We start from the raw sequence: 21,608 nt of genomic DNA, 5'->3' as shown, positions 1-21,608 counted from the left end.
CGGCTCGGATCGGCTCGCAGATGGCGTGCTCACGGCGTCCTCCCCGTCCGGACCGCCGGGACCGGAACCGGCGGGCGTCCAGTCTGGACGGTCCGTGCCGCCGGGTGTCTCCCGGATTCGTGCCAGATCCAGCGGGCGCAGTGCGCGTGGCCGAGCCGGCTCTACCCCGATCCACGCTCGGCCGGGTCGGCTAGCCTGCCGTCATGGGGAGCGCGGAGCTGGAGGAGTTGGTCGTCGCGGACGCCGGGGCGCTGCGCAACTGGTTGACGGCGAACAGCGCCACGTCCCCCGGCGTCTGGTTGGCGCTGACCAAAAAGGGCGGCACCGTCACCACGCTGACCTGGCAGCAGGCCGTCGACGAGGCGCTGTGCTTCGGCTGGATCGACGGGCAGGCGAGGAAACGGGACGCGGAGAGCTCCTGGATCCGGTTCACCCCGCGCCGGGCCCGCAGCTCGTGGTCGCAGCGCAACGTCGGGCACGTGGCCCGGCTCGAGGCCGAGGGGCGGATGACGCCGTCCGGTCGCGCCGCGGTGGACGCCGCGAAAGCCGACGGGCGGTGGGCGGCGGCCTACGCCCCGCCGTCGGAGGCCGAGGCGCCGCCCGACCTGCTCGCCGCGATCGCCGAGGTACCGGCCGCCCAGGCCATGTTCGACGTGCTCACCAAGGCCAACCGCTTCGCGCTCATCTACCGCGTCAACAGCGTCAAACGGGCCGAGACGCGGGAACGCAAGATCGTCGAATTCGTCGCGATGCTGGCCCGCCACGAAACCGTCTACCCCCAGAAAGCCAAACCCCCGACGTCGCCGTGACCAGACCGGCCTCCGGCGTCGTCGGCGGGAGCCTACGGATCCGGACGTGAACGCGAGCGGGGGGACCGGCTGGAGAGGGCGTGGGCCTGCCAGGGCCACGCCCCGGTGATCTCCAGCTCGAGCGAGAAGCTGAGGAACGTCCGGATGACGACGATCCCCGCGAGCACGCCGACGCTCTCCAGGGTCGGGGTGATCGCGACCGTCCGGATGATGTCGGCGGCCACCAGGAGCTCGAGCCCGAGCAGGATCGAGCGTCCCAGTTGCTGCCGGAACCGGCGGTAGGTGTCCGGTTCCCTCCGCCGGAGACCGCGGAGCGCGACGAGCGCCGCCCCGAGGGCGCCGACGACCATCACGCCGGCGCCGGCGACCTCGATGCACTTCCCGGCTACGTCGATCGTCTCGTTGAAGCCCACGGCGGAGCCGGTCGCGCCGGCTCTACCAGACCGACTTCGCGTACGGGTACGACCACAGCGTCACCTGCATCGTCACGGACTTGAACCAGGCGTTGAACATCGCCTCGACCTCGTCCTCGCGGTGCCCGCCCGCGGCCAGGAACGGCCGGATCGTGGCGGTGATCGGGTAGATGAACCCGATCATGTAGCGCAGCGGGATGTAGGGAACGGAGTCGGCGTGGTCGGTCTCGTTCTTCTTCTCGGCGGTGTGCCGGATCGCGATCTCCTGGTGGTACGCCAGCCACTGCTCGTCGTAGGGACGGTTGCACGTGTCGAGGATCCAGTGCGCGAAACGGGCCCGGACGCGGGCCAGGTAGTCGGGCAGCGGAGTACCGGACGGCGTGGAGAAGTACGCGATCAGGTGCGGGTTGGCGCCCACGAAGCCGTACCAGACGTCGAGGATCTGGTCGAGCTGGCCGGAGAGCACGTCACCGGCGGTCTTCAGCGCGGCCTCGTCGTCCGGGCCGAAGAGCACGGTGGCCTTCAGCTTCTCGAGGTCGGCCGGCGTGACGGGCGAAGGCTTGAGCGACGGGTCGTCGTAGTCGTAGCCCGGTGTGGTCATGTCTGTTCCTTCCCTGGGGAGCTCGGACCATCATGGCACACACTCGATAGGACTCCTACCTATCCATCGGTCACCCGGTGCACACCGTCCCCGGCCGCGGGAGTGCGCCGGTGACGAGGAAGCGGTTCACCGCGTCGGTGACGCAGGGGCTGGTGCCGTAGGCGCCGTGGCCGGTGCCGTCGCGGGTCAGCAGCCGGCCCTGTCCGAGGTTCGCGGCGGTGCGTACGGCCCAGTCGTAGGGCGTCGCGGTGTCGTGCCGGGTGCCGACCAGCAGGATCGGGGTGGGTGCGGTGATCCGGTGCGGGTGGTACGTCGCCGGCGCCGGCCACCGGTTGCAGACCGTGGTGGCGGTCATCAGGCGGCCGAACAGCGGGTAGCGGGCGGCGGCCCGGCGGCTGTCCGCGACCACCTGGGCGGCGGTGCGGTGGTCGGGGAGGTCCAGGCAGTTGACGTCGGTGTTGAGCACGTCACCGGAGTTGTCGTCGGCCGGCGGCCGGTACGTGCCGGCGCGGACCTTGCTGAGGTGGGCGTCGATCGCCGGCCAGTCGGCGGGCGAGGTGAGGTTACCGACGATCTCGCCGCCGACCGCGGGCTCGGCGGCGATGCGCGGGATCAGCCAGGCACGCACCTGGGCCAGGGACATGCCCTTCAGCGGGCAGGCGGGGCGGGCGGCGCAGGTGTGCAGGTACCCGGTGAACGCGTCCTCCTTGGCCCGGGTGGCGCCGTCGACGAACGGGCCGTTCTCGCTGGTCGTGTCGACCACCGCGTCCAGGACCATCCGCCCGGTGCGCCGCGGGAACACGTCGGCGTAGAACTGTCCGATCCGGGTGCCGTAGAAACCGCCGTAGTACGTCAGCCGGGGCTCGCCCAGCACCTGCCGCAGGCGGTCGAGGTCGCGGGCGTTGCTGATCGTGTCGACGTGGTCGAAGAGCGGCCCGACGGCCCGCCGGCACCGGCCGGCCCACGCGGCGGTCTCCCGCTCGAACCGCTCCCGTTCGACGACGGTGACCGGCACGCCCGAGTCGGGGCGCGGGCCGGGGCAGCTGATCGGCGCGGACCCGCCGACCCCGCGCGGATCCCAGGCGACCACGTCGTAGGACGACCGGAGGGCCGCGAACCTCGTCCCGGCCGCGGCCAGGAACTGCGTTCCCGGGATGCCGGGGCCGCCGGGGTCGACCACCACCGAGCCGAGGCGCGTGCCGGTCGCGCGCAGCCGGGCGACCTTGAGCACGAGGGTGTCGCCGGTCGGCTTCGACCAGTCGACCGGCACCGTCACCCGGGCGCACTCCAGCGGGACGTCACCGGCGGGGCACGGCTGCCAGGGATCCGGGTCGGCGGCGTGGGCGAGCCCGCCGGTCGCCGCGAGTGCACCGGCGAGCGCGGCCACGATGAGCGTCTTCGCTGAGCGAATCATGGCCTCGAGGATCAAGAACGACCGGCGCCGGCGGAACCCGGTCAGCGGGCCCCGCGGTGGTGAGGCCTGCCCTACCGTCGGGTGCGGGTCGAGACCGGACCGTGCGCGCCGGTGACGGTGATCGGTCCCGGCGCGGTGAGGTCGATCGGCCCGGTCACGCCGGTGACGTCGACGCGACCGGCGGTGGTCGCGACGAGCCGCGTCCGCGGGGGCAGGTCGATGTCGTAGTCGACGGCGCAGTTGACCCGGACGTTGATCACCCGGTCGCCGTGGCAGTCGCCGGTGAGCGTGAGCGTGTCGCCGGTGCGGCGCTCGGCGAGCCGGGGCCGGGACAGCGACCAGGACGCCCGCCGGTGCACCGTGACCGTGGTGCCGCCGCCGCGCACCCGGAGCGTGCCGCTGCCGCCGGTGTTGTCGACGACCAGCCGGCGCACCCCGGCGTAGGTGAGCGTGGACTCGGCGCTGCGGTGGGACGTCGACCCCACCGCCACCAGCGTGCCGACGAGCAGGACCGCCACCGCGAACGCCGACCCACCCACGCGCCATCGTGCGCGGCTCATCGGCGCTCGAGGTACTGCAGCACGGCCAGCACCCGCCGATGATCGGTGTCGGCCGGCACCAGGCCGAGCTTGGCGAAGATGTTGTTGACGTGCTTCTCGACGGCGTGGCCGCCGATGCCCAGCGCGGCGGCGATCGCCGAGTTGGACCGGCCCTCCGCCATCGTCGCCAGCACGTCGGTCTCGCGCGGGGTGAGCTGACGCAGCGGGCTCGTCCGCCGCCGCACCAGCAGTTGGGCCACGACCTCCGGGTCCAGCGCGGTGCCTCCGGCCGCGACCCGGCGGATCGCTTCGACGAACTCGTCGACGTCGGCGACCCGGTCCTTGAGCAGGTACCCGAGCCCGCCGGTGTGGCCGGCCAGCAGGTCGGCGGCGTACCGCTCCTCGACGTACTGCGAGAGCAGCAGCACGGCGACCTCCGGCCGGCGCGCCTTGAGCTCCAGGGCGGCACGCACGCCCTCGTCGGTGTGGGTGGGCGGCATCCGGACGTCGATCAGCGCGAGGTCGGGGCGGTGCCGCTCGACCGCGCGCAGCAACCCCGCGTCGTCGCCGACCTCGGCCACCACCTCGATGCCGGCGCCGCCCAGCAGCTTGACCAGCCCGGCGCGCAGCAGCACCGAATCCTCGGCGATCACGATCCGCACGGCAACTCCGCCTCCACTCGCGTCGGTCCGCCGGGCGGACTCCCGATCCGGAACGTCCCGTCCACCGAGGCCACCCGCTGGGCCAGCCCTTCCAGCCCGCCGCCGGGGCGGCCGGTGGCCCCGCCGACGCCGTCGTCGTCGACGGTGAGGCGCAGCCGGCCGTCCCGGCGGACCACCGTCACCGCCACGCGCGAGGCCCGCGCGTGGCGGGTCACGTTCGTCAGCGCCTCCGACACCACGAAGTAGGCGATCGCCTCGATGGCCTGCGGACACCGCCCGCCGACCTCGACGTGCAGCTCGACCGGCTGCGGCAGCCCGGCGACCAGGCCGGAGAGCGCGGCGTCCAGCCCGCGGTCGTCGAGCACGGCCGGGTGCAGGCCCCGGACGAAGCCACGCAGCTCCGCGAGCACCGCCTTGGCCTCTTGGTGCGCCGACTCCACCGCGTCGCGGCCCGGTCCGTCGGCCAGCGCGGTGCGTGCGGCGCCCAGCGTCATGGCCAGGGCGACGAGACGCTGCTGGGTGCCGTCGTGCAGGTCCCGTTCGATCCGGCGGCGTTCGGCGTCGGCCGCCGCGATCGTCTGCGCCCGGGTGCGTGCCAGCTCGGCCAGGCGGGCGTCCAGCGCCTCGGCCGCGGTGGGACCGAGCAACCGCCGGGCCAGGACGGCGTCGAGCCGGGCGAGCGCGTGCGCGGCGCCGACCGCGACGACCACCGCGACCGCCCCCACCGGCCGGGCGGTCACCAGCAGCGCCAGCCCGTACGAGGCGGTGCCGGCCACCGCGGCGAACCCGAGCGCACCGAGCGGCAGGGCCAGCAGGTGGTAGCCGGTCTGCCGCCGCACCGCCGTGACCTCGGCGATCTCGACGTCGAGCAGCGCGGCGAACCGCCGTCGCTGTGCCGCGGTGCGCCCGGCCACGACCGCGCGCACCGGCCGGGCCGAGACCACCGCGACGCCGAGCGCGGGCAGGATCACCGCGACGCCGAGCAGCGCGACCGGCAGGCCGGTCAGCACGTGCACGACGGACGGCCAGCTGCGCCTGCGCACACCCTCACCCTCCCCGGCGGGGCGTCCCGCCGGGAGAAAGGGTAGCGATCCGGGGACAGTCCACTCCCGACCGCGCTCGGGAACTACGGGTCGGACGGCAGCGGGGTGGCCGGCCATTCGAGCAGGCGTGCGCCCAGCACCGCGGTGTGCAGGACGAACCGCTGGTCGGGGTCGGACACGCGGAAACCGGTCAGCTGCGCGATCCGGCTGAGCCGGTAGGTGACCGTGCGGACCGACACGTGCAGCCGCCGGGCCGCCTCCATGGCCACGCCCCCGGCCGCGAAGTACTCGTGCAGGGTCTCCAGCGCGACCTCCGCTCCGCCGCGGGCCTGGGCGAGCGGCCCCAGCACGTCGCGGACCAGGTCCACGATCGCGGCCTGGTCGCGTCCGAGCACCCGGTAGACCAGCAGGTCACGCGCATTGACGACGTCCCGGTCGAGGTCGAGCCGGTCGGCGTACTCCAACGCGTCACGCGCCTCCTCGTAGGAGCGCGCGACGCCGTACGCGCCGGTGAACGCGCGGCCGGTCGCGATCCGCCAGCGCCCCGGTACCCGGCGACGCCGCAACCCCTCGTGCAACGCGGTCCCGGTGTCGACGTCGCCGGCCGCGGGCACCACCGCGACGACCCGGCCGTCCTTGGCGGCGACGAGGACCTCGCGGTCGCCGAACCGCTCCACCACCACGCGTTCGAGGGCGGTCGCGGCCGCGTCGAGCGAGTGGTCGGCCCGGTGCGGTGCGACGAGCGCGACCGCGTGCGCGGTGCCCAGGTCGATCCCGAACGGCGCCGCCCGCTCCACCAGCGCGGACACGTCGGCGTCACCGCGCAGCAGGTCGTCGACGAACGCGGCACGCAGCGCCTCCTCGCGCCGGATCAGGTCGCGGCGCTGCGACTGGTGCCCGTCGACGAGGACACCGACCGCGTCGTCGAGGACACGGAGCACCGCCTCGGCCGCGGCGCGCACCCGCTCCGGATCGGACGAGCGGGACACCTCCGGCAGCTCGCGCCAGAGGCGCCAGGCCGCCGAGAGGTAGAGGTCGACCGCCCGGCCGGCGTCGACGCCCTGCTCGGCGGCGCGGCGGCCCAGTTCGCGGACCGCGTCGCGCTGCCACGGCTCCGGGCGGCGACCGTGGATCGCCGCGTCGGCGAGCATCGCCAGGTACTCGCCGAGCAGCTCGGCCGGGGCCTGGCAGGCCGCGGCGGTCGCCGTGCCGACGGCGGCCAGCCAGTCGTCGGCCGGGCGGCGGGGCCGGGCCATCGTGTCCTCCTCGCCGGGCTTCGTCGTTGCCGGATCCCGGCGATTCTAGATGCCGGTACCGCCCGGATCCGGTCACGCGCCGGTCAGGGCAGCGGTAGCTCGATCCACGTCACGGTGCCGCCGTCCACCGGAAACGAGCCGCGGTCCGCCGACGTACCGGGGCTGTCTGCCCCGCCCGGATGCCGGGAGAGCACCTCGATCAGCACCGTGTCCTCGCGCCGGCTCACGACGAGCTCGCCGCCGCCCGGGTTGCGGGCCAGGACGTCGTCGACGAGCCGGGTGATCGCGTCGACGGCCGGTGCCGGGAACCGTCCGGTGAGCCGGGCCGCCGGGACGTTCCCGGCGGAGAACGACAGCCAGAGCGACGTCGTCGTGCTCACCGGAGCGGGTCGAACGGGGCGAGCTCCGGCGGGGCCTCACCCTTGAGTACGGTCTCGGCCAGCAACTGACCGGTGATCGGGCCGAGCGCGATGCCCCACATGCCGTGACCACCGGCGACGAACACCCGCGGTGCGGCGGTCGGGCCGATCAGCGGGAGCCCGTCGGCGGTGCAGGGCCGCGACCCCACCCACTCGTCCGCCCGGTCCTCGAGGTCCACCCCGGTCAGGAGGGGCCGGACGGCCTCGACGATCGCGGCGATCCGGCGGGGGTCGAGCGGGTCGTCCGGACGGCGGAACTCCATCATCCCGGCGATCCGGAGCCGGCCACGCAGCGGCGTGCAGGCCACCCGCTGCCCGGGGAAGTACAGCGGCCCGGCCGGTAGCGGATCGGCGGGCACGCTGAAGCTGTAACCGCGACCGGCCTGCACCGGCTGACGCACGCCGAGCGCGCCGGCCAGCCGGGTGAGCTCCGCGCCGGTCGCGAGCACGACCGCGTCGTGCCGGTACTGCTGCCCGGTGGAGCGCACCACGGTCGCGCTCGTCGCCCCCGGTCGTACCGCGGTCACGTCGACGTTCTCGACGATCCGGCCGTGTCGCGCCCGGACCGCCATGCCCAGCGAACGCAGGTACTCCGGCGGATCCAGGTAGCGCTGGCCCTCGACGACGATCGCGGCACGCACGCGGTCGGACAGGGCCGGCTCGAGCGCCTGGGCCCGCCAGTTGAGCACCGGCCGGAACCGCACGTCCTGGCCGGCGTCGCGGATCGCCGTCAGCTCGGTGAGCATCCCGCGGGCCTCGCGTCCGGTGCGGAAACCGGCCAGGAACGGGGTCGCGGCGCGGGTCGGCACGCTCACCCCGCCCGCGGCCAGGACGTCGAACGCCTCGAGCGCCCGCTGGTTGACCGGGACGTAGGCGGCGAGGCCGCGCCGCCACCGGCGGTGGGTGCTGTGCGCGACGAAGCCCCGCAGGAAGCGCCACAGCGCCGGGTCGGCACGCAGCGGCAGGTACACCGGCGACGCGGGGCTGAGCAGCGCCCGCAGCCCGTAGCGGAGCACCGCGGGCTCGGGCAGCGGCACGGTCAGGCCGGGCGTCAGCCAGCCGGCGTTACCCCACGAGGCGCCCGCGGCGACGTGGCGTCGCTCGTAGACGGTGACGGTGACGCCGGCCTCCTGCAGGAACCAGGCGGTGGCCAGGCCGACCAGTCCCGCTCCGACGACCGCGACGTCCTGGGGTGCGGAGGACATCCCGGCCCCTCAGCGTCCGGACCGGGCGCAGCTGACGCACGCGGCGGCGTGCGGGCGGACCTCCAGCCGCTCGCCCGCGATCGCGGCCCCGCAGCGCACGCACCGCCCGTAGGTGCCCGCCTCGACCCGTTCGAGCGCGGCGTCGATCTCCTCGACCGTGCGCAGCAGCTCCGCGGCCCGGCCGGCGATCACCGGGTCGCCGGGCGACGCGAACTCCTCGGCGGCGATCACCTGCCGCTGACGCACGCACTCCTCGCGGTGGACCACCAGCAGCGCGCGGAACGTCTGGTGATCCGTGGACGCGGCGACGATCGACATCAGGGACTCCTTGGGCGGACGAAGAAACGCCCCGGGCGAGGCCGGGGCGCGGTGGCGGATCGGGGAAACGCGACGATCAGCCCGGACCCGGCGGCGCCGAGCTCTTCCGGTGCTCCCCGGCGTACGGGCGGAGCGTCGTCGTGCCCGGCACGCCGCGCACCGCCCGGCGGGGCGTTCCGGCAGCCACCGTGCACGACGCGAACGGTGCGGACATCACCGGATCACCTCCTCCTGGGTTCGGGCGGCCCCGGTCGGCCGGGACACCCCCAGCCTCCGTCAGGAGCGAGCGGGGGAGTAGGGCAGCCACCGGCCAACCTTCGCCGCCCTTCGTTGCCGACGCCAGGCAACGAAAGGCGGCGTTGGCGCCGGGAAGATAGGTGGTTTTCGCCGAGGCGACGCGGCACCGCCGCACCGCTCGCGGGTCGTGCTGGTACGCCCGCTCGAGCGTCTGGTCTGGTCGGGCCAGGCCAACGGCGCCGGCGGGATCTCCGGCGTGTCCGCGTGGACCCTCGCGACCGGCGGCGACGGTCTGACCGTGTCGGCCGCGGAGTTCCTCGCCGGTCCGCCCGTCGACGCGGCCGTGGACCAGGTCCGGGCCGCGCTCGACGAGGGACTCGCCCGCTGGACGGGGTTTCTGGTGGACGCGGCCGAAGCGCGGTAGCGCCCGGCGGCCCGGTCGGTCAGGGACGGGCGCGCCACAGGGCCCGGCCCAGCAGGACGAAGCCGACCAGGAACGGGTAGAGGATTCCGCGTTCGACCAGGCCGATCAGGATGCCGGCGCCGGAGCCGAGGACCACCCCGAACGCGACCAGCGAGACCAGGCCGGCCGCGCCGAACGTCACCAGGGTCCGGCCCAGCCGGCGGGAGACGCCGAGGGAACGGTACGAGCGCCCGAGCAGGATCGAGAGCACGTTGCCGGCGACGAACGCCAGCAGCGCGCCCAGCCCGTGGTAGTCGGTCGTGCCGTCGTCGCCGGAGCCCGGGAACAGCCCCACCAGGACGCCGCCCGCGCCGAGCGCCGCCCCGAGCGCGACCACCATCCGGCGGCGCCGGGCCGGCAGCCCCCGCAGCAGCACCACGCCGGCCAGCGCGGCCAGCCCGAACAGGACGAAGCCGGTGTTCATGACCCAGGCCAGCGGCGAGTACATGAACTGCCCGAACGCGGTGGCCGGGCCGTGCACCCCGAGGTCGCTGACGAAGTGATGCGTGTAGCTGTACGGCGGGTCCGACCACGCCGCCGCGGTGACGAACTCGGCGGTGAAGAACACCGCACTGGCGGCGACGAGTGCCGCCGCCGCCCGCCTGTTCACCACGGCGTCCAGCGCGCGTTGCCCGATGATGCTGTCGACCGGAGTGTGCATGATGTCTCCCGCACGGAGTCGGAGTAACGAACCGTGCGAAGACTGCGGTGGACGGCTGTCACCGGGCTCTCACCGCGCTCTCACGCGGTGCGTACCTGCTCCCACCACCAGTCGATCGGCGCGAGGTGCGGGGCGGCCGGGCGACCGTCCGCGGGCGTGTCGGCCCACGGTGACGCCGAGGCGGTGCCGTAGCGCGGCACCCGGACGCTCCACTCCAGATTGCCGCGGATCAGGTGGTCGAGCTGGGTCAGGTGCCGGCGCACGGTGGGCGCGCCGTCCGCGTCGAGCTGGGCACGCAGGCCCAGGTAGAGGCACATCACCCGGTCGTGGAGCTCGACCGTGCGGGCCAGCGCCTCCTCCGCCGGGCACGCGTCCCGGTGCTGGATCACGCCGACGATGTTGGACTCCAGCACGTCGTCGTCGGCCTCCTTGCGGAACGAGAACAGGTCGTTCCCGATCGTGACGAGCAGGTTGGCGGCCTGCGTGACCGCGCGGACGGCGGGCTCCTCCCGGTCGGCGTCGGTCAGGACGCTGCCCTCCGCCAGCTCGATCAGCGAGCCGGTGAGCCGCATCGCCCGGTCGCGCGGCCCGAGGTTCAGGTACTCGGTGAGCGTGGGCATGGTGCCGGCCACCCGGTACGCGGTCAGGCAGGCCACCGAGAAGAACCACTCCAGGTTGCCGTCGGCCCAGCGCCGCACCACCGCCGCCGGAGCGCAGGCCCGCGCACGGGCCGACAGGTTCCGGAACGCGGCCGCGAACGGATCGTCGTCCGCGGGTGCCTCCGGGTGGTCGAGCGCGTGCATCAACCGCATCATCAGCGGGATCAGCCGGCCGGGCCGGTCGGCGATCGGTCCGGCGTCGAACCGGCTGTCGTCGATCACGAACCCGAGGTGCGTCCAGTCCGAGACGAGCTGCAGACCGGGCCCGGCACCGGCGGGCGCGATCCGGCACGCCCACTCGGCCGGCCGGGTGGCCCGGATCCGGTCGCGCATCCGCTCGTCGTCGAGCAGTCCGAACTGTTCCAGCCAGGCGACGCTGCGGCGACCGATCGCCCCGGACTCCGGATGCATCCGCGTCGGCAACGGGCAGTACAGCGGAGGAACCGGCTCAGGCGGCACGGACGTCCTCCGGCGTCATCACCAGCCGGTCGGGGTGGATCGTCACCCGCGGCACCGCCTTCGGGACGCGCCCGGTGGGCGCCATCCGCCACTGCCGGAACGTCTCGGCCAGGATGATCGTCATCTCGTCCCAGGCGAAGTTGTCCCCGATGCACTGCCGGGTGCCGGCGCCGAACGGCAGGAACGCGGTGCGCGGGATCGACCGGGCCCGCTCCGGCGACCAGCGGCCGGGGTCGAACCGCGCCGGGTCGGGGTAGACGACCGGATCACGGTGGATGACGTACGGGCTGAACACGACGTCGGCGCCCACCGGGAGCTCGAAGTCCCCCAGCCGGCCCGGAGCGCTGACCTTGCGGGTCAGCAGCCAGGCCGGGCCGTAGAGCCGCATCGTCTCGTGGATGATCTGGCGCAGGTAGGTCAGCGACGCGAGGTCGTCGGGCCGCAGCGCTCGGTCGCCGCACACCGCGTCGAGCTCCGCGTGCACGGCCCGCTCGACGTCGGGGGCGCGGCCGACCTCGTACAGCGCCCACAGGATGCTCGCGGTGGACGCCTGGCCGTTCGTCGTGACGAACGTGATCACCTCGTCCTCGAGCTGCGTGCGGCTCATCCGCTGACCGCTGTCCGGGTCCTCGGCGTCGAGCAGCAGGTCGAGCAGGCCGGCCCGGTCGGGGTCGGCCGGACGCCCACCGTGCGCGTCGATCAGGGCGCCGATCGCCGTCCGCAGGTCGCGGAGGCTGGCCCGGTAGCGGCGCTGGGTCGGGGTCGGGATCGCCCCGAGCGCGCGCGGCAGGATCGTGGCCCGGATCGTGCCCGCCATGACGTCGGGCAGCACCCGCTGGAACTCCTGCCGGACGTCGGTGGGCGGCTGCGTCCCCAGCAGCGCGGCGAGGAACACCGACAGCGTCAGCTCCTGCATGTCGTCGTCGGTGCGTCGGGGCTCACCGGCCGCCCAGCCGCCCACCACCGAGCGGGCCGTCTCGATCATCACCCCGGCCCGCCCGGCGATGAACGACCGGCTGAACATCGGCTGCATCAGCCGGCGCTGACGCCGGTGCCGGTCCCCGTCGGGCACGGTCGCGAGGCCGTTCCCGGCGAACCGGCTCAGCGCCTCGATCAGCCGGCCGCCTTTGCGGAAGGAGGCGGACTCGGCGGTGAGCATCGAGTACGTCAGCTGCGCGTCGGTGACCACGTAGACCGGTACGCGGCCGAGACCGAGACGGACGACCGGGCCGTGGTGCCGCAGTTCATCCATGAACTCCAGCGGGCGCCGGAGCAGCGGTACGACGTGACCGAGCAGCGGTAACGCGCCCGGAACAGCTTTCGGTGCCGTGTTCTGCATCATCGCCTCGTCAAGTAGGTAGGACTCCTACCTTACTTCGGACGGACGTCAGTGGAGCGGTGGACCGCCGCCGGGGCGGTCAGGAGCGGAGCGCGCGCAGGCCGGTGCGCACTTCGTCGACCAGGATCTCGGGCTGTTCCAGGGCCGCGAAGTGCCCGCCGCGGGCGGCTTCGCCGTAGTGGATCAGGGTGGGGTAGGTGTCGTCGATCCAGCTGCGGGCCGCCCGGGGGACGTCTTTCGGGAAGACGGTGACCGCGACCGGCAGCGTCAGCCGCGGGCCGGCGAAGGACCCGGCCCGGTTCTCCCAGTAGATGCGCCCGGACGACGCCGCGCTGTTGGTGAACCAGGAGAGCGAGATCGAGTCGAGCATGGCGTCGCGGCTCAGGGCGTCCTCGGCGAGCCCGCGGTTGTCGGTCTTGGACTGGTACTTCTCGTAGATCCAGGCGGCCTGGCCCGCGGGGGAGTCGGCCAGCGCGAAGCCGACCGTCTCCGGCTTCGTGCCCTGGAGGTGGTTCGACCCGCCGAGCTCGCCGGTGTAGTAGGCGAGCGTCTCCATCGCCGCGCGCTCCTCCGGCGACGGCGCGGCGGGCGGCGACGCGGGGAACGCGAGCGTGGAGGTCAGGTGGATGCCGAGCAGCCCGGCGGGCGCGCGGCGCCGAGCGCGGTGGTGACGGCGGCGCCCCAGTCGCCGCCGTGCGCGGCCCACTGGGTGTACCCGAGGCGGGTCATCAGTTCGGCCCAGGCGGCGGCGGTGCGGGCGGCCGTCCAGCCGGTCGCGCGCGGCTTCTGGGAGAACCCGAACCCCGGCAGCGACGGGATCACGACGTCGAACGAATCCGCGGCGTCGCCGCCGAACGACACCGGATCGGTGAGCGGGCCGATCAGCCCGAGGAAATCGAGGTTGGAGCCCGGCCAGCCGTGGGTGAGCAGCAGCGGCAGCGTGCCCGGGTTGCGTGACCGGACGTGGACGAAGTGGATGTCCAGCCCGTCGAGCTCGGTCAGGAACTGGGGGTGGCGGTTGAGATCGGACTCCAGCCGGCGCCAGTCGTAGCCGTGCTGCCAGTAGTCGACGAGCGACCGGGCGTTCTCCACGCGGACGCCCTGCGACCAGTCGGGCACGGTCTCGGTGGCGGGCCAGCGGGTGCGGGCCAGACGCTGCTTCAGATCCGCGATCTCGGCCTCCGGGATCGTGACGGTGAACGGGCGGATGGTCATCGGTACCTCCAGACGAAATTGCACACCGGTGTGCAGCGTAGGAATTTGCACACCGGTGTGCAACACTGAAGTCGTGCCGATGAAGGAGAACCGCGAACGCATCCTCGAGGTCGCCCTCGAGGTGCTCGGAGAGAACCCCGACGCCGGCATGGGCGAGATCGCCGTCGCCGCCGGTGTCGTGCGCCGCACCGTCTACGGCCACTTCCCGTCGCGCCTCGACCTGGTGCGGACGCTCACCGAACGGGCCGTCACCGAGATGACGCTCGTGCTCACCAAAGCCGGCGCCACCCACCCGGAGGCCGACGCCACCTGGGCCGCGTTCGTCGCCAGCGTCTGGCCGGTGACCCACCGGTACCGGGTGCTGCTCGCGCTGCGCCGGGGCGAGTTCGGCGAGGCGATCCACGGCCTGCTCGGGCCGGTCGACGAGCTCCTCGCCGACCTCGTCGAACGCGGGCAGGACGACGACGTGTTCGCGCGGGACCTCCCGGCGGACGTCCTGAGCCAGGTGGCGTACGGCGTCGTGTTCGCCGTCGCCGACGTCGAGCGCTCGACCGGCACCCTCGGCGCCCGCGCCGCGACGATCACCAGCCTGCTGACGCTGGGCGTTCCCAGGGCCAGGGCGATCGCCCTCGTCGACGACCGGCCCTGACCGGGAGCCGGGCGCGGTCCGGCCCGTATATTGCACCCATGGTTGCCCGACCCGACGCGTTCGCTCTTCCTCCACGCGGCCGAGCGGAGCGGCTGGGAACCGCGGTGACCAGTGAACTCGTCGAGATGATCGTCACCGGCGAGGTGGCCGAGGGAGAGTTGCTGCCGCCCGAGGCGCCGCTCAGCGAACACTTCGGCGTGAGCCGCACGGTGATCCGGGAGTCGATCAAGCGGCTCGAGGAGAAGGGCCTGGTCGTCGTCGCACAGGGCCGCGGAACCCAGGTCAACCGGTCCGGGGCCTGGAACATGCTGGACCCGACGATCCTGTCGGCGCTGATCGACAACGACGAGTCGCTGGGCATTCTCGACGAGCTGACGGTCGTGCGCGGCCACCTGGAGTCGGCGATGGCCGGTGCGGTCGCGGCGCGGAACACGCCGGAGGAACTCGACCGCATCCGGCAGGTGCACGAGACCATGCGCGGGATGCAGCAGGAGAGCGACGCGTCCCGGCAGGAGGACGTCGTCTTCCACCTGACGATCATGGAGATCTCACGCAACCGGCTGGCGGAGAACATCGCCAAGCGGCTGTACCGGCGCGCGCTGGAGAGCACCCGCTACCAGGGCGCCGACTACGAGGGCGCGTTCGAGTCCACGATCTCCGAGCACGGCCGGGTGGTCGACGCGATCGCCCGCAACGACGTCGAGGGCGCCGAGCGGGCGATGCGCGAGCACATCCTCAGCTCGTGGCGGCGGCGTCGCCTGGCCGGTCCCGCGGAGAGCGCGTAGGCACCGCGCCGGCCGGCAGGAACCCGGCCGAGACCAGGTCGCGCCACAGCCCGGGCGGCACGTCGACGGCGAACCGCTCGACGTTCTCGTCGACCTCCTCGGGGGACCGCATGCCGACCGCGACCGCCGTGACGGCCGGGTGCAGCAGCGGGAACGCGAGCGCCGCGACCGGCAGCTCGACGAGGTGGTCCGCGCAGATCTCCGCGATCCGCCGGGTGCGGGCCAGCACCGCGGCGTCGGCGGGGCGGTAGTCGAACGTCGCCCCGGCGGCGGGCCGGGCCGTCGAGAGCAACCCGGTGGCGAACACCCCCACGGCCACGACCGTGACGCCGGCCTTCCGCGCGGGCTCGAGCACGGTCTCCAGCGCGCTGTGGTCGAGCAGCGAGTAGCGGTTGGCGAGCATGATCACGTCGACCAGACCCTCGTCGACGAGCGTGGCCAGACCGGCGGTGGAGTTCGTGCCGATGCCGATCGCCGAGACGAGACCGGCCCGCTTCAACCGGGCCAGCGACGCCAGCGCCTCCCGGGCCGCGGACGCCCAGGCCTGATCCGGGTCGTGGGCGTAGAGGACGTCGACCGCGTCGAGGCCGAGCCGTTCGAGGCTCTCACCGAGCGACCGCTCGACGCCCTCGGCGGTGAAGTCCCAGCGCCGCTCCAGGTCACCCGGCACCAGGAAGCCGTCGTCGTCGGACGCGCGCGGCGGTACCCGCGGCACGAGCAGCCGGCCGACCTTCGTGGAGACCACGAACTCGTCCCGCGGACGACGTCGCAGCGCGGCGCCGAGACGACGTTCGGACAGGCCCAGGCCGTAGTGCGGCGCGGTGTCGAAGTAGCGGATACCGCGGTCCCAGGCCCGGTCCAGCGTGCGGCGGGCCGTCTCGTCGTCCATCGCGGCGGCGAAGTTGCCGAACGGCGCGCCGCCCAGGCCGAGGGCTCCGGGGATCACGGCTCGAGTCCGTACCACGCCGCGGCGGTGCCGCCGTCGACCGCCCGGCGCTCGTCGGCGCTCAGGTCGCCGGTCAGCTCGTCCACCGCCGCGCGCCAGGCCACCGGTCCGACGCCGAGCAGCGCCAGCGGCCAGTCCGATCCGTACATCAGCCGGTGCGGACCGAACGCGTCGAGCGCGACCTCGGTCACCCGGCGCAGCCGGGCGGTGTCGGGCACCAGCGCGGCCAGGCCGGAGATCTTCGCGGCCACGTTCGGCAGGGCCGCGAGCGCACGGAGCCCACGCTCCCAGCCGTCGTCGTCGTCGCACTCGGCGACGCCGCCGAGATGGTCGAGCACGAACCGGGTACCGGGCCGGGCGGCCGCGACGCCCGCCGCCAGCTCCAGCTGCCACCACCGCACGACCAGGTCGAACCCGAGGCCGTGGGCCGCCAGCGTGTCGAGGGACGCGCCCACGTCGGGCCGGCCGAGCCAGCGCGGATCGGAGTCCACGTGGACGAGGTGGCGGACCCCGACCAGCCGCCCCTCGGTGCCGAGCTTCTCCAGTTGCGCGGCGACGTCGGCGGTCAGGTCGATCCAGCCGACGACCGGCGACGGCCCGCCCAGCAGCCGCTGGGTCTCACCCAGGTCGTTGACCGACTGCACGACCACCGCCGTGTCGACGCCGGTGGCGGCGAGCATCCGCGCGAGGTCGTCGGCGGCGAAGTCGCGGTCGATCACCGCCATGGTGACCGGGTCGATCCAGGGCTGCGGGTCGGTGGCGCGCCGCCAGAGGTGCACGTGCGCGTCGATCCGGCCGGTCACGACAGGTGCCAGATCTCGTCGAGCGGCTGCCAGAGCGCACCCGGCACCCGCTCGTCGACGATGCGGACCTGGCACGGGTCGGTGTGCGTCCACCACTCGCGCGTGACCGGGTCCTCGGCGACCCGGGCCAGGTCGGCGTCGTGGTCGTCGCCGACGTACTCGTAGTAGGCGAACAGCGTGTCGCCGGTCAGGAAGATCGAGTAGTTGGTGACGTTCGCGTCGCGCAGCGTCTGCTCGACCTGGGGCCAGACCTCCCGGTGCAGGCGGAGGTACTCCTCCCGCTTCTCGGGCCGGAGCCCGACGACGAACGCGTGCCGCTGCGGCTCGGCGGCGCTCACGCCGAGGTCCCCAGCGCCGCCGGGGCGGGTGTCATCCGGTCCGGATCGGGCACCAGCCGCAGCCCGGCCCGGTCGGGACGGACGTGCGGCCCGGCGGTGCCGGCCAGGGGAGTGGCCGGTGCCGCCGCCCGGATGCGTGTCTCGTCGACCCGGATGCCGAGCCCCGGCTCGTCGCCGAGCACGATGCCGCCGTCGGTGAACTCCTGGTCGATGTCGAGCCCGATCGGCGAGTGCAGGTGCTGGATCTCGAACGACAGGTGGTTGGGGATCGCGGCGGCCGCGTGGGCCAGCGGGTTCGCGTGGTACGACACCGGGCTCACCGGCAGGTCACGGCTGTGCGCGACCGCGGCGACCCGCAGGAAGTGCGTGATGCCCCAGACGTTGCCGACCTGGACGACGTCGACCGCGTCGGCGTCGAGCAGCGGCCGGTACTGCTCCAGGCCGGTGAGGTTCTCGCCGGTGGCCACGGCCGTGCGCACGTGCTGGCGCACGGAGGCGTGACCGGCGGCGTCCCACCGGCGCAACGGTTCCTCGATCCAGGCGAGGTCGATGGCGCGCTCCAGTTCGGTCAGGTAGCGGACGGCCTGGGTACGGTTCCAGGACTCGTTCGCGTCGAGCATCAGGGCCGGTCGGTCGGAGTTGCGGGCGAGCACGTCCCGGACGGCCAGCAGCCGGCGCCGGTCGTGCTCGACGTCGTGGCCGCCTTTGAGCTTGGCCGCGCTGAACCCCCGATCGGCGTAGCGCCGGTAGAGCTCCACGAGCTCCTCGTCGTCCAGCGCGATGTCCAGACCCGAGGCGTACCCCGGGACGAACCGGTTCAAGGCTCCCAGAGTTCGCCACAGTGGTTCGTCGGCGTACTTCGCCTTGAGGTCCCAGAGCGCCATGTCGATCGCGCCGATCGCGCCGAACGTGGCGCCCGCGTGGCCGGTCTTGAAGACCCGGTTGAGCATCCGGTCGTAGAGGGCGGTGACGGCCCGGGGATCCTCGCCGACGACGGCGTCGAAGACCCGGTCGATGTCGCCGTGCGCTCCGACGCCGACACCCTCGAGCCCGTCGTCGGTCTCGAGGATCAGCACGTGCACGTCGGTCCGCGGACCGGGCATCACACCGTTGGCATCACCGGTCAGCCGGCCCCACTCGTGCGTGGTCAGCAGACTGCGATAGCCGGTGACCTTCATCGGAACTCCTTCTTCGGGCGGACGGGACTCACTCCTTGGTCCCGCCCGCGGTCATGCCGGCGACCAGGAAACGTTGTGAGACGAGGAAGACGATCAGCACCGGGAGCACCGAGACGACGGTGGCCAGCGCGAGCGTCGGGAGCTGGACGGACTGCGCACCGGCCGAGCTGGGGTTGAACGCCGGGGTCGAGGCGAGCAGCGAGGTCAGCCCCACCTGCGCGGGGTAACCGTCGCTCGTGGGCAGCATCACGAACGGCAGGAAGAAGTTGTTCCAGTTCTGCACGAAGCTGAAGAACGCGACGAGCGCCACGATCGGCGCGGCCAGCGGCAACGCCACCTTGGTGAAGACCTGGTACTCCCGGCAGCCGTCGATGCGTGCCGCGGCGAGCAGATCACGCGGGATGCTCGTCGAGAAGTAGATGTAGGTGAGGTACACGCCGAACGGGAAGAACGACATCGGCAGGATCACCGACAGCGGGCTGCCGATCAGCCCGACCACGTTCAGCTCGAGGAAGATCGGCAGGACGAGCGCGGTGTTCGGGATCAGCATGACGATCAGGGTCAGCACCAGCAGCAGCCGCCGGCCCCGGAACTCGGTCAGCGCCAGCGCGTAGCCGGCCGGGATGCCCGCGATCAGCGTGATGACGAGCGCGCCGATCGCGTACAGCGCCGAGTTGCCGATCCAGCCGGTGACCGCGCCGTCCTGGAACGAGAACAGCGCGCTCCAGTTCGCCGACAGGTCGCCGAGGCCACCGGGGGCGAACGGGTTGCCGACGATCAGGCCGCGGGCCGACTTCGTGGTGGCCAGCAGCAGCCAGACGATCGGGATGGCGAAGAACAGCACGAACGCCGTCAGCACGACGGTGACGATCGTCCGGCCGCTCCAGCCGCTGAGTTTCGCCGAGGTCATGGATCAGTCCCGCTCGAACAGGCCGCCGCGCGTCACGAAGACGGCCGACAGCGCGAGGGCGATGACGAGCAGCAGCAACGAGATCGCGGCCGCTCCGTTGAAGTCGTTCTGGCCGAACGCGTACTGGTAGGCGAGCTGGTTGAGCGAGTAGTCGTTCGGCACGATCGCGTTGCTGGCCTGGGAGAGCAGCTGCGGCTCGACGAACAGCTGGGTGCCTGCGGCCAGCGACATGATGCCCATGTACGAGATCCACTTGCGCAGCATCGGCAGCTGGATGTTCCAGGCGATCTGGACCGGGCTCGCGCCGTCCATCCGCGCGGCCTCCATCACCTCGTCGCTGATGTTGTTCAGCGCGCCGTACATGATCACGATCCAGCCGCCGGCCCCGGTCCAGAACGCGATGATCGCGAAGATCACCGGCAGGTTGCCCGGAACGATGACCTGGACGAAGCTGTCGAACCCGAAGAGCGTCAGCAGACCGCCGACCGGGCTCGCGGTCGGGTCGAGCACGAACAGCCACAGCAGCACGCTCGACGCACCGGCCAGTGCGCCGGGCAGGTAGAAGACGAGCCGGAGCGTCCGGCTCAGCCAGCGGACCTTGATCGCGTGCACCACGATCGCCAGCACGGTGACCAGCACGACCAGCGCGACCAACCAGATCAGCAGGTAGATCGCCACGTGGGTGACGGCGGGCCGGAACCGGAAGTCGCCGACGACCTTGGAGAAGTTGGTGATCCCGGCGAAGCCGCCCTCGGCGTCGGTGAAGGCCAGGTAGACCGCGTAGAGGGCGGGCAGGACGCCGAACGCGAGCGCGAGCGCCGCGTAGAGCGAGATGAAGGCGTAGCTCATCCGGCTGCCGCGCCGCGGGGCGGCCGCCCGCCCCGTCGCCCGGGCCACCTCGGCGAGGACGGTCATGTGACCGTGTAGCCGTTCACCTGGGCCTGGTTCGTGATCGCCTGCTCCCACTCGGGCAGCAGCGAGACCAGGCTCTTGCCGTCCGCGATCGCCGGGGTGATCGTCTTGGCCCAGACGGCCTCCTGGCTGAAGATGCCGGAGCCCCAACCGTCCCAGATCGACGTGCCCGCTTCGACCACGGCTTTCAGGTCGGTGGCGTAGTAGCCGCTCGTCTCCTGCTTCTGCACCCACTTCTCCGCCGCCGGGGCGTAGGCGGGGTATCCGGGGGCGACGTCGACCTGGTAGTCGTCGGCCGTCGTGACGAACCGGACGAACGACTCCGCGGCCTTGAGGTTCTTCGAGTGGCTGCTGACGAACCAGGTGCCGCCGCCGACGTTGCCGGTCACCGCCTGGTCACTGCCCCAGGCGGGCGGCGGGGCGACGCCGAGCTGGCCCTTCGGCACGTTGAGCGACTCCGGGTTGTTGAAGATCGCGCCCGCGTACCAGGCCGGCCCCGGCATGAGGAGCACCTTGCCGGAGTACTTCTTGACGAACTCGGGCGTGAACACGCTGACGTTCGGCGTCGTGCCGTTCGCGATCAGCGCGTCGAGCATCGTGGCCGCGCGCTTGCACTCGGCGCTCCCGGTGTCGACCGTGACCGACTTGGGCCCGGTGATGCCGTTCGCCCGGCACTTGCTGGCCCAGAAGAAGACCTCGGGCGTCCAGGCGTCCCCGACCGTGCCGACGATGTACCCGGGGTGCTCCCGGCCCACCTTCTCGCCCAGGGCCTGGTACTCCTCCCAGGTCTTGGGGACCTGGTACCCGAACTGGTCAAGCAGCGTCTTGTTGTACCAGAGCACCGCCTGGGCGAGGTCGTTACGCAGGCAGTAGACCTTGCCGTCGACCGTGCACGGGTTGAGCGAGCCGCTGGTGAACTGATCGAGCGTGTCCTGGGCGACCAGACCGTCGTTGAGCACGGCCGCGAACGCCTGCTTGCCGTTGCTCTTCTGGCTGGCCCAGGCGGCGTCGTTGTTCTGCGACGAGAAGACCACGTCCGGCCAGCCGCTCTGGGCACGGTCGAAGAGCTGCACCTTCGTCCGGAACGAGTTCGAGCCGTTAGCGGAGCCGTCGTAGGTCACGACCTTGATCGGAGTATCGGGGTTGGCCTTCGTGAACGCGTCCGCGGCCTTGGTCCGGTCGGCGTCCACCCAGACCGTGATCGTGGCCTTGTCGTCCTGCTCGACCTGGGGGAACCCGTACTCCCCGGCGGTGGTACCGCCACCGCTGTTGCAGGCGGCGAGCGCCAGGGTGAGCGCTCCGGCGCCGGCGAGGGCCGCTAACCGGGACCGTCGAGCGGCTCTGAACCGAACCATGTCCTGTCCTTTTCTGATCG

General features: G+C 72.9%; 25 protein-coding genes and 1 pseudogene. 4 read left to right on the top strand and 22 right to left on the bottom strand.

Annotated features, from left to right (window positions below):
- The first annotated feature begins 203 nt into the window (after nt 1-203).
- Nucleotides 204-809: a YdeI/OmpD-associated family protein gene (locus ABD437_RS14350; RefSeq protein ID WP_344649302.1), complete on the top strand. Its 606-nt coding sequence runs from the start codon at nt 204-206 to the stop codon at nt 807-809.
- A gap of 32 nt (nt 810-841) precedes the next feature.
- Here ABD437_RS14350 and ABD437_RS14345 read toward each other — a convergent pair whose 3' ends face one another.
- From ABD437_RS14345 to ABD437_RS14295, 11 genes are all read right to left on the bottom strand, one after another.
- Complete coding sequence (locus ABD437_RS14345; protein WP_344649301.1) at nt 842-1,222, bottom strand: DUF1622 domain-containing protein; 381 nt, start codon at nt 1,220-1,222, stop codon at nt 842-844.
- 22 nt (nt 1,223-1,244) lie between these two features.
- On the bottom strand, nt 1,245-1,823 hold the full coding sequence (locus ABD437_RS14340) for a protoglobin domain-containing protein (RefSeq protein ID WP_344649300.1): 579 nt from the start codon (nt 1,821-1,823) through the stop codon (nt 1,245-1,247).
- A gap of 70 nt (nt 1,824-1,893) precedes the next feature.
- A complete protein-coding gene (locus tag ABD437_RS14335; protein ID WP_344649299.1) occupies nt 1,894-3,237 on the bottom strand; it encodes an alpha/beta hydrolase in 1,344 nt (447 codons plus the stop codon).
- Nucleotides 3,238-3,308: 71 nt separating this feature from the next.
- On the bottom strand, nt 3,309-3,797 hold the full coding sequence (locus tag ABD437_RS14330; protein ID WP_344649298.1) for a hypothetical protein: 489 nt from the start codon (nt 3,795-3,797) through the stop codon (nt 3,309-3,311).
- Nucleotides 3,794-4,438, bottom strand: coding sequence for a response regulator transcription factor (locus ABD437_RS14325; protein WP_344649297.1), 645 nt, complete (start codon nt 4,436-4,438; stop codon nt 3,794-3,796). The genes ABD437_RS14330 and ABD437_RS14325 overlap by 4 nt, the downstream gene beginning before the upstream one ends.
- Complete coding sequence (locus ABD437_RS14320; RefSeq protein ID WP_344649296.1) at nt 4,426-5,481, bottom strand: sensor histidine kinase; 1,056 nt, start codon at nt 5,479-5,481, stop codon at nt 4,426-4,428. Before ABD437_RS14320 ends, ABD437_RS14325 begins: the two co-directional genes overlap by 13 nt.
- A gap of 83 nt (nt 5,482-5,564) precedes the next feature.
- On the bottom strand, nt 5,565-6,737 hold the full coding sequence (locus ABD437_RS14315) for a PucR family transcriptional regulator (protein WP_344649295.1): 1,173 nt from the start codon (nt 6,735-6,737) through the stop codon (nt 5,565-5,567).
- 83 nt (nt 6,738-6,820) lie between these two features.
- Nucleotides 6,821-7,117 (bottom strand): hypothetical protein, encoded by a 297-nt coding sequence (locus tag ABD437_RS14310; RefSeq protein ID WP_344649294.1) that lies wholly within the window; start codon nt 7,115-7,117, stop codon nt 6,821-6,823.
- Complete coding sequence (locus ABD437_RS14305; RefSeq protein ID WP_344649293.1) at nt 7,114-8,361, bottom strand: NAD(P)/FAD-dependent oxidoreductase; 1,248 nt, start codon at nt 8,359-8,361, stop codon at nt 7,114-7,116. The genes ABD437_RS14310 and ABD437_RS14305 overlap by 4 nt, the downstream gene beginning before the upstream one ends.
- Before the next feature lie 9 nt (nt 8,362-8,370).
- Complete coding sequence (locus ABD437_RS14300; protein ID WP_344649292.1) at nt 8,371-8,679, bottom strand: TraR/DksA family transcriptional regulator; 309 nt, start codon at nt 8,677-8,679, stop codon at nt 8,371-8,373.
- Nucleotides 8,680-8,755: 76 nt separating this feature from the next.
- A complete protein-coding gene (locus tag ABD437_RS14295; RefSeq protein ID WP_344649291.1) occupies nt 8,756-8,893 on the bottom strand; it encodes a hypothetical protein in 138 nt (45 codons plus the stop codon).
- A 210-nt stretch (nt 8,894-9,103) separates the two neighbouring features.
- Between ABD437_RS14295 and ABD437_RS14290 the strand changes: the two genes are divergently transcribed.
- Entirely contained in the window at nt 9,104-9,340 is a 237-nt protein-coding gene (locus ABD437_RS14290; protein ID WP_344649290.1) for an SRPBCC family protein, read from the top strand.
- Between the two features lie 19 nt (nt 9,341-9,359).
- Here ABD437_RS14290 and ABD437_RS14285 read toward each other — a convergent pair whose 3' ends face one another.
- The 4 genes and pseudogenes from ABD437_RS14285 to ABD437_RS14270 form a co-directional block, all read right to left on the bottom strand.
- A complete protein-coding gene (locus ABD437_RS14285) occupies nt 9,360-10,040 on the bottom strand; it encodes a DUF998 domain-containing protein (protein ID WP_344649289.1) in 681 nt (226 codons plus the stop codon).
- Between the two features lie 80 nt (nt 10,041-10,120).
- Nucleotides 10,121-11,158: a terpene synthase family protein gene (locus ABD437_RS14280; RefSeq protein WP_344649288.1), complete on the bottom strand. Its 1,038-nt coding sequence runs from the start codon at nt 11,156-11,158 to the stop codon at nt 10,121-10,123.
- On the bottom strand, nt 11,148-12,497 hold the full coding sequence (locus ABD437_RS14275; RefSeq protein WP_344649287.1) for a cytochrome P450: 1,350 nt from the start codon (nt 12,495-12,497) through the stop codon (nt 11,148-11,150). The genes ABD437_RS14280 and ABD437_RS14275 overlap by 11 nt, the downstream gene beginning before the upstream one ends.
- Before the next feature lie 79 nt (nt 12,498-12,576).
- Nucleotides 12,577-13,712 (bottom strand): annotated as a pseudogene (locus ABD437_RS14270) (epoxide hydrolase family protein).
- 79 nt (nt 13,713-13,791) lie between these two features.
- Between ABD437_RS14270 and ABD437_RS14265 the strand changes: the two are divergent.
- On the top strand, nt 13,792-14,361 hold the full coding sequence (locus ABD437_RS14265) for a TetR/AcrR family transcriptional regulator (protein WP_344649465.1): 570 nt from the start codon (nt 13,792-13,794) through the stop codon (nt 14,359-14,361).
- 104 nt (nt 14,362-14,465) lie between these two features.
- Nucleotides 14,466-15,146 (top strand): FadR/GntR family transcriptional regulator, encoded by a 681-nt coding sequence (locus ABD437_RS14260; RefSeq protein ID WP_344649286.1) that lies wholly within the window; start codon nt 14,466-14,468, stop codon nt 15,144-15,146.
- Here the strand turns inward: ABD437_RS14260 and ABD437_RS14255 are convergent.
- Genes ABD437_RS14255 through ABD437_RS14225 form a run of 7 tightly spaced genes read right to left on the bottom strand, consistent with a single transcriptional unit; the run spans nt 15,097 to nt 21,588 of the window.
- Nucleotides 15,097-16,092 (bottom strand): aldo/keto reductase, encoded by a 996-nt coding sequence (locus ABD437_RS14255; RefSeq protein WP_344649285.1) that lies wholly within the window; start codon nt 16,090-16,092, stop codon nt 15,097-15,099. The two genes, ABD437_RS14260 and ABD437_RS14255, sit on opposite strands and share 50 nt — an antisense overlap.
- Nucleotides 16,089-16,895: an amidohydrolase family protein gene (locus ABD437_RS14250; protein ID WP_344649284.1), complete on the bottom strand. Its 807-nt coding sequence runs from the start codon at nt 16,893-16,895 to the stop codon at nt 16,089-16,091. The genes ABD437_RS14255 and ABD437_RS14250 overlap by 4 nt, the downstream gene beginning before the upstream one ends.
- Entirely contained in the window at nt 16,892-17,233 is a 342-nt protein-coding gene (locus ABD437_RS14245; protein ID WP_344649283.1) for an L-rhamnose mutarotase, read from the bottom strand. The genes ABD437_RS14250 and ABD437_RS14245 overlap by 4 nt, the downstream gene beginning before the upstream one ends.
- A complete protein-coding gene (locus ABD437_RS14240) occupies nt 17,230-18,411 on the bottom strand; it encodes a mandelate racemase/muconate lactonizing enzyme family protein (RefSeq protein ID WP_344649282.1) in 1,182 nt (393 codons plus the stop codon). Before ABD437_RS14240 ends, ABD437_RS14245 begins: the two co-directional genes overlap by 4 nt.
- 28 nt (nt 18,412-18,439) lie before the next feature.
- Nucleotides 18,440-19,321: a carbohydrate ABC transporter permease gene (locus ABD437_RS14235; protein ID WP_344649281.1), complete on the bottom strand. Its 882-nt coding sequence runs from the start codon at nt 19,319-19,321 to the stop codon at nt 18,440-18,442.
- Nucleotides 19,322-19,324: 3 nt separating this feature from the next.
- Nucleotides 19,325-20,236 carry a carbohydrate ABC transporter permease gene (locus tag ABD437_RS14230; protein ID WP_344649280.1) on the bottom strand — a complete coding sequence of 304 codons (912 nt, stop codon included), beginning with the start codon at nt 20,234-20,236 and terminating at the stop codon, nt 19,325-19,327.
- Nucleotides 20,233-21,588, bottom strand: a complete 1,356-nt coding sequence (locus tag ABD437_RS14225; protein WP_344649279.1) for an ABC transporter substrate-binding protein — start codon at nt 21,586-21,588, stop codon at nt 20,233-20,235. The genes ABD437_RS14230 and ABD437_RS14225 overlap by 4 nt, the downstream gene beginning before the upstream one ends.
- Nucleotides 21,589-21,608 lie beyond the last annotated feature (20 nt).

Source organism: Cryptosporangium japonicum, from assembly GCF_039524755.1.
GTDB classification, from domain to species: domain Bacteria; phylum Actinomycetota; class Actinomycetes; order Mycobacteriales; family Cryptosporangiaceae; genus Cryptosporangium; species Cryptosporangium japonicum.
The sequence above is the reverse complement of the archived record's forward strand: the minus strand, read 5'-3'. Positions and strand labels throughout refer to the sequence as shown.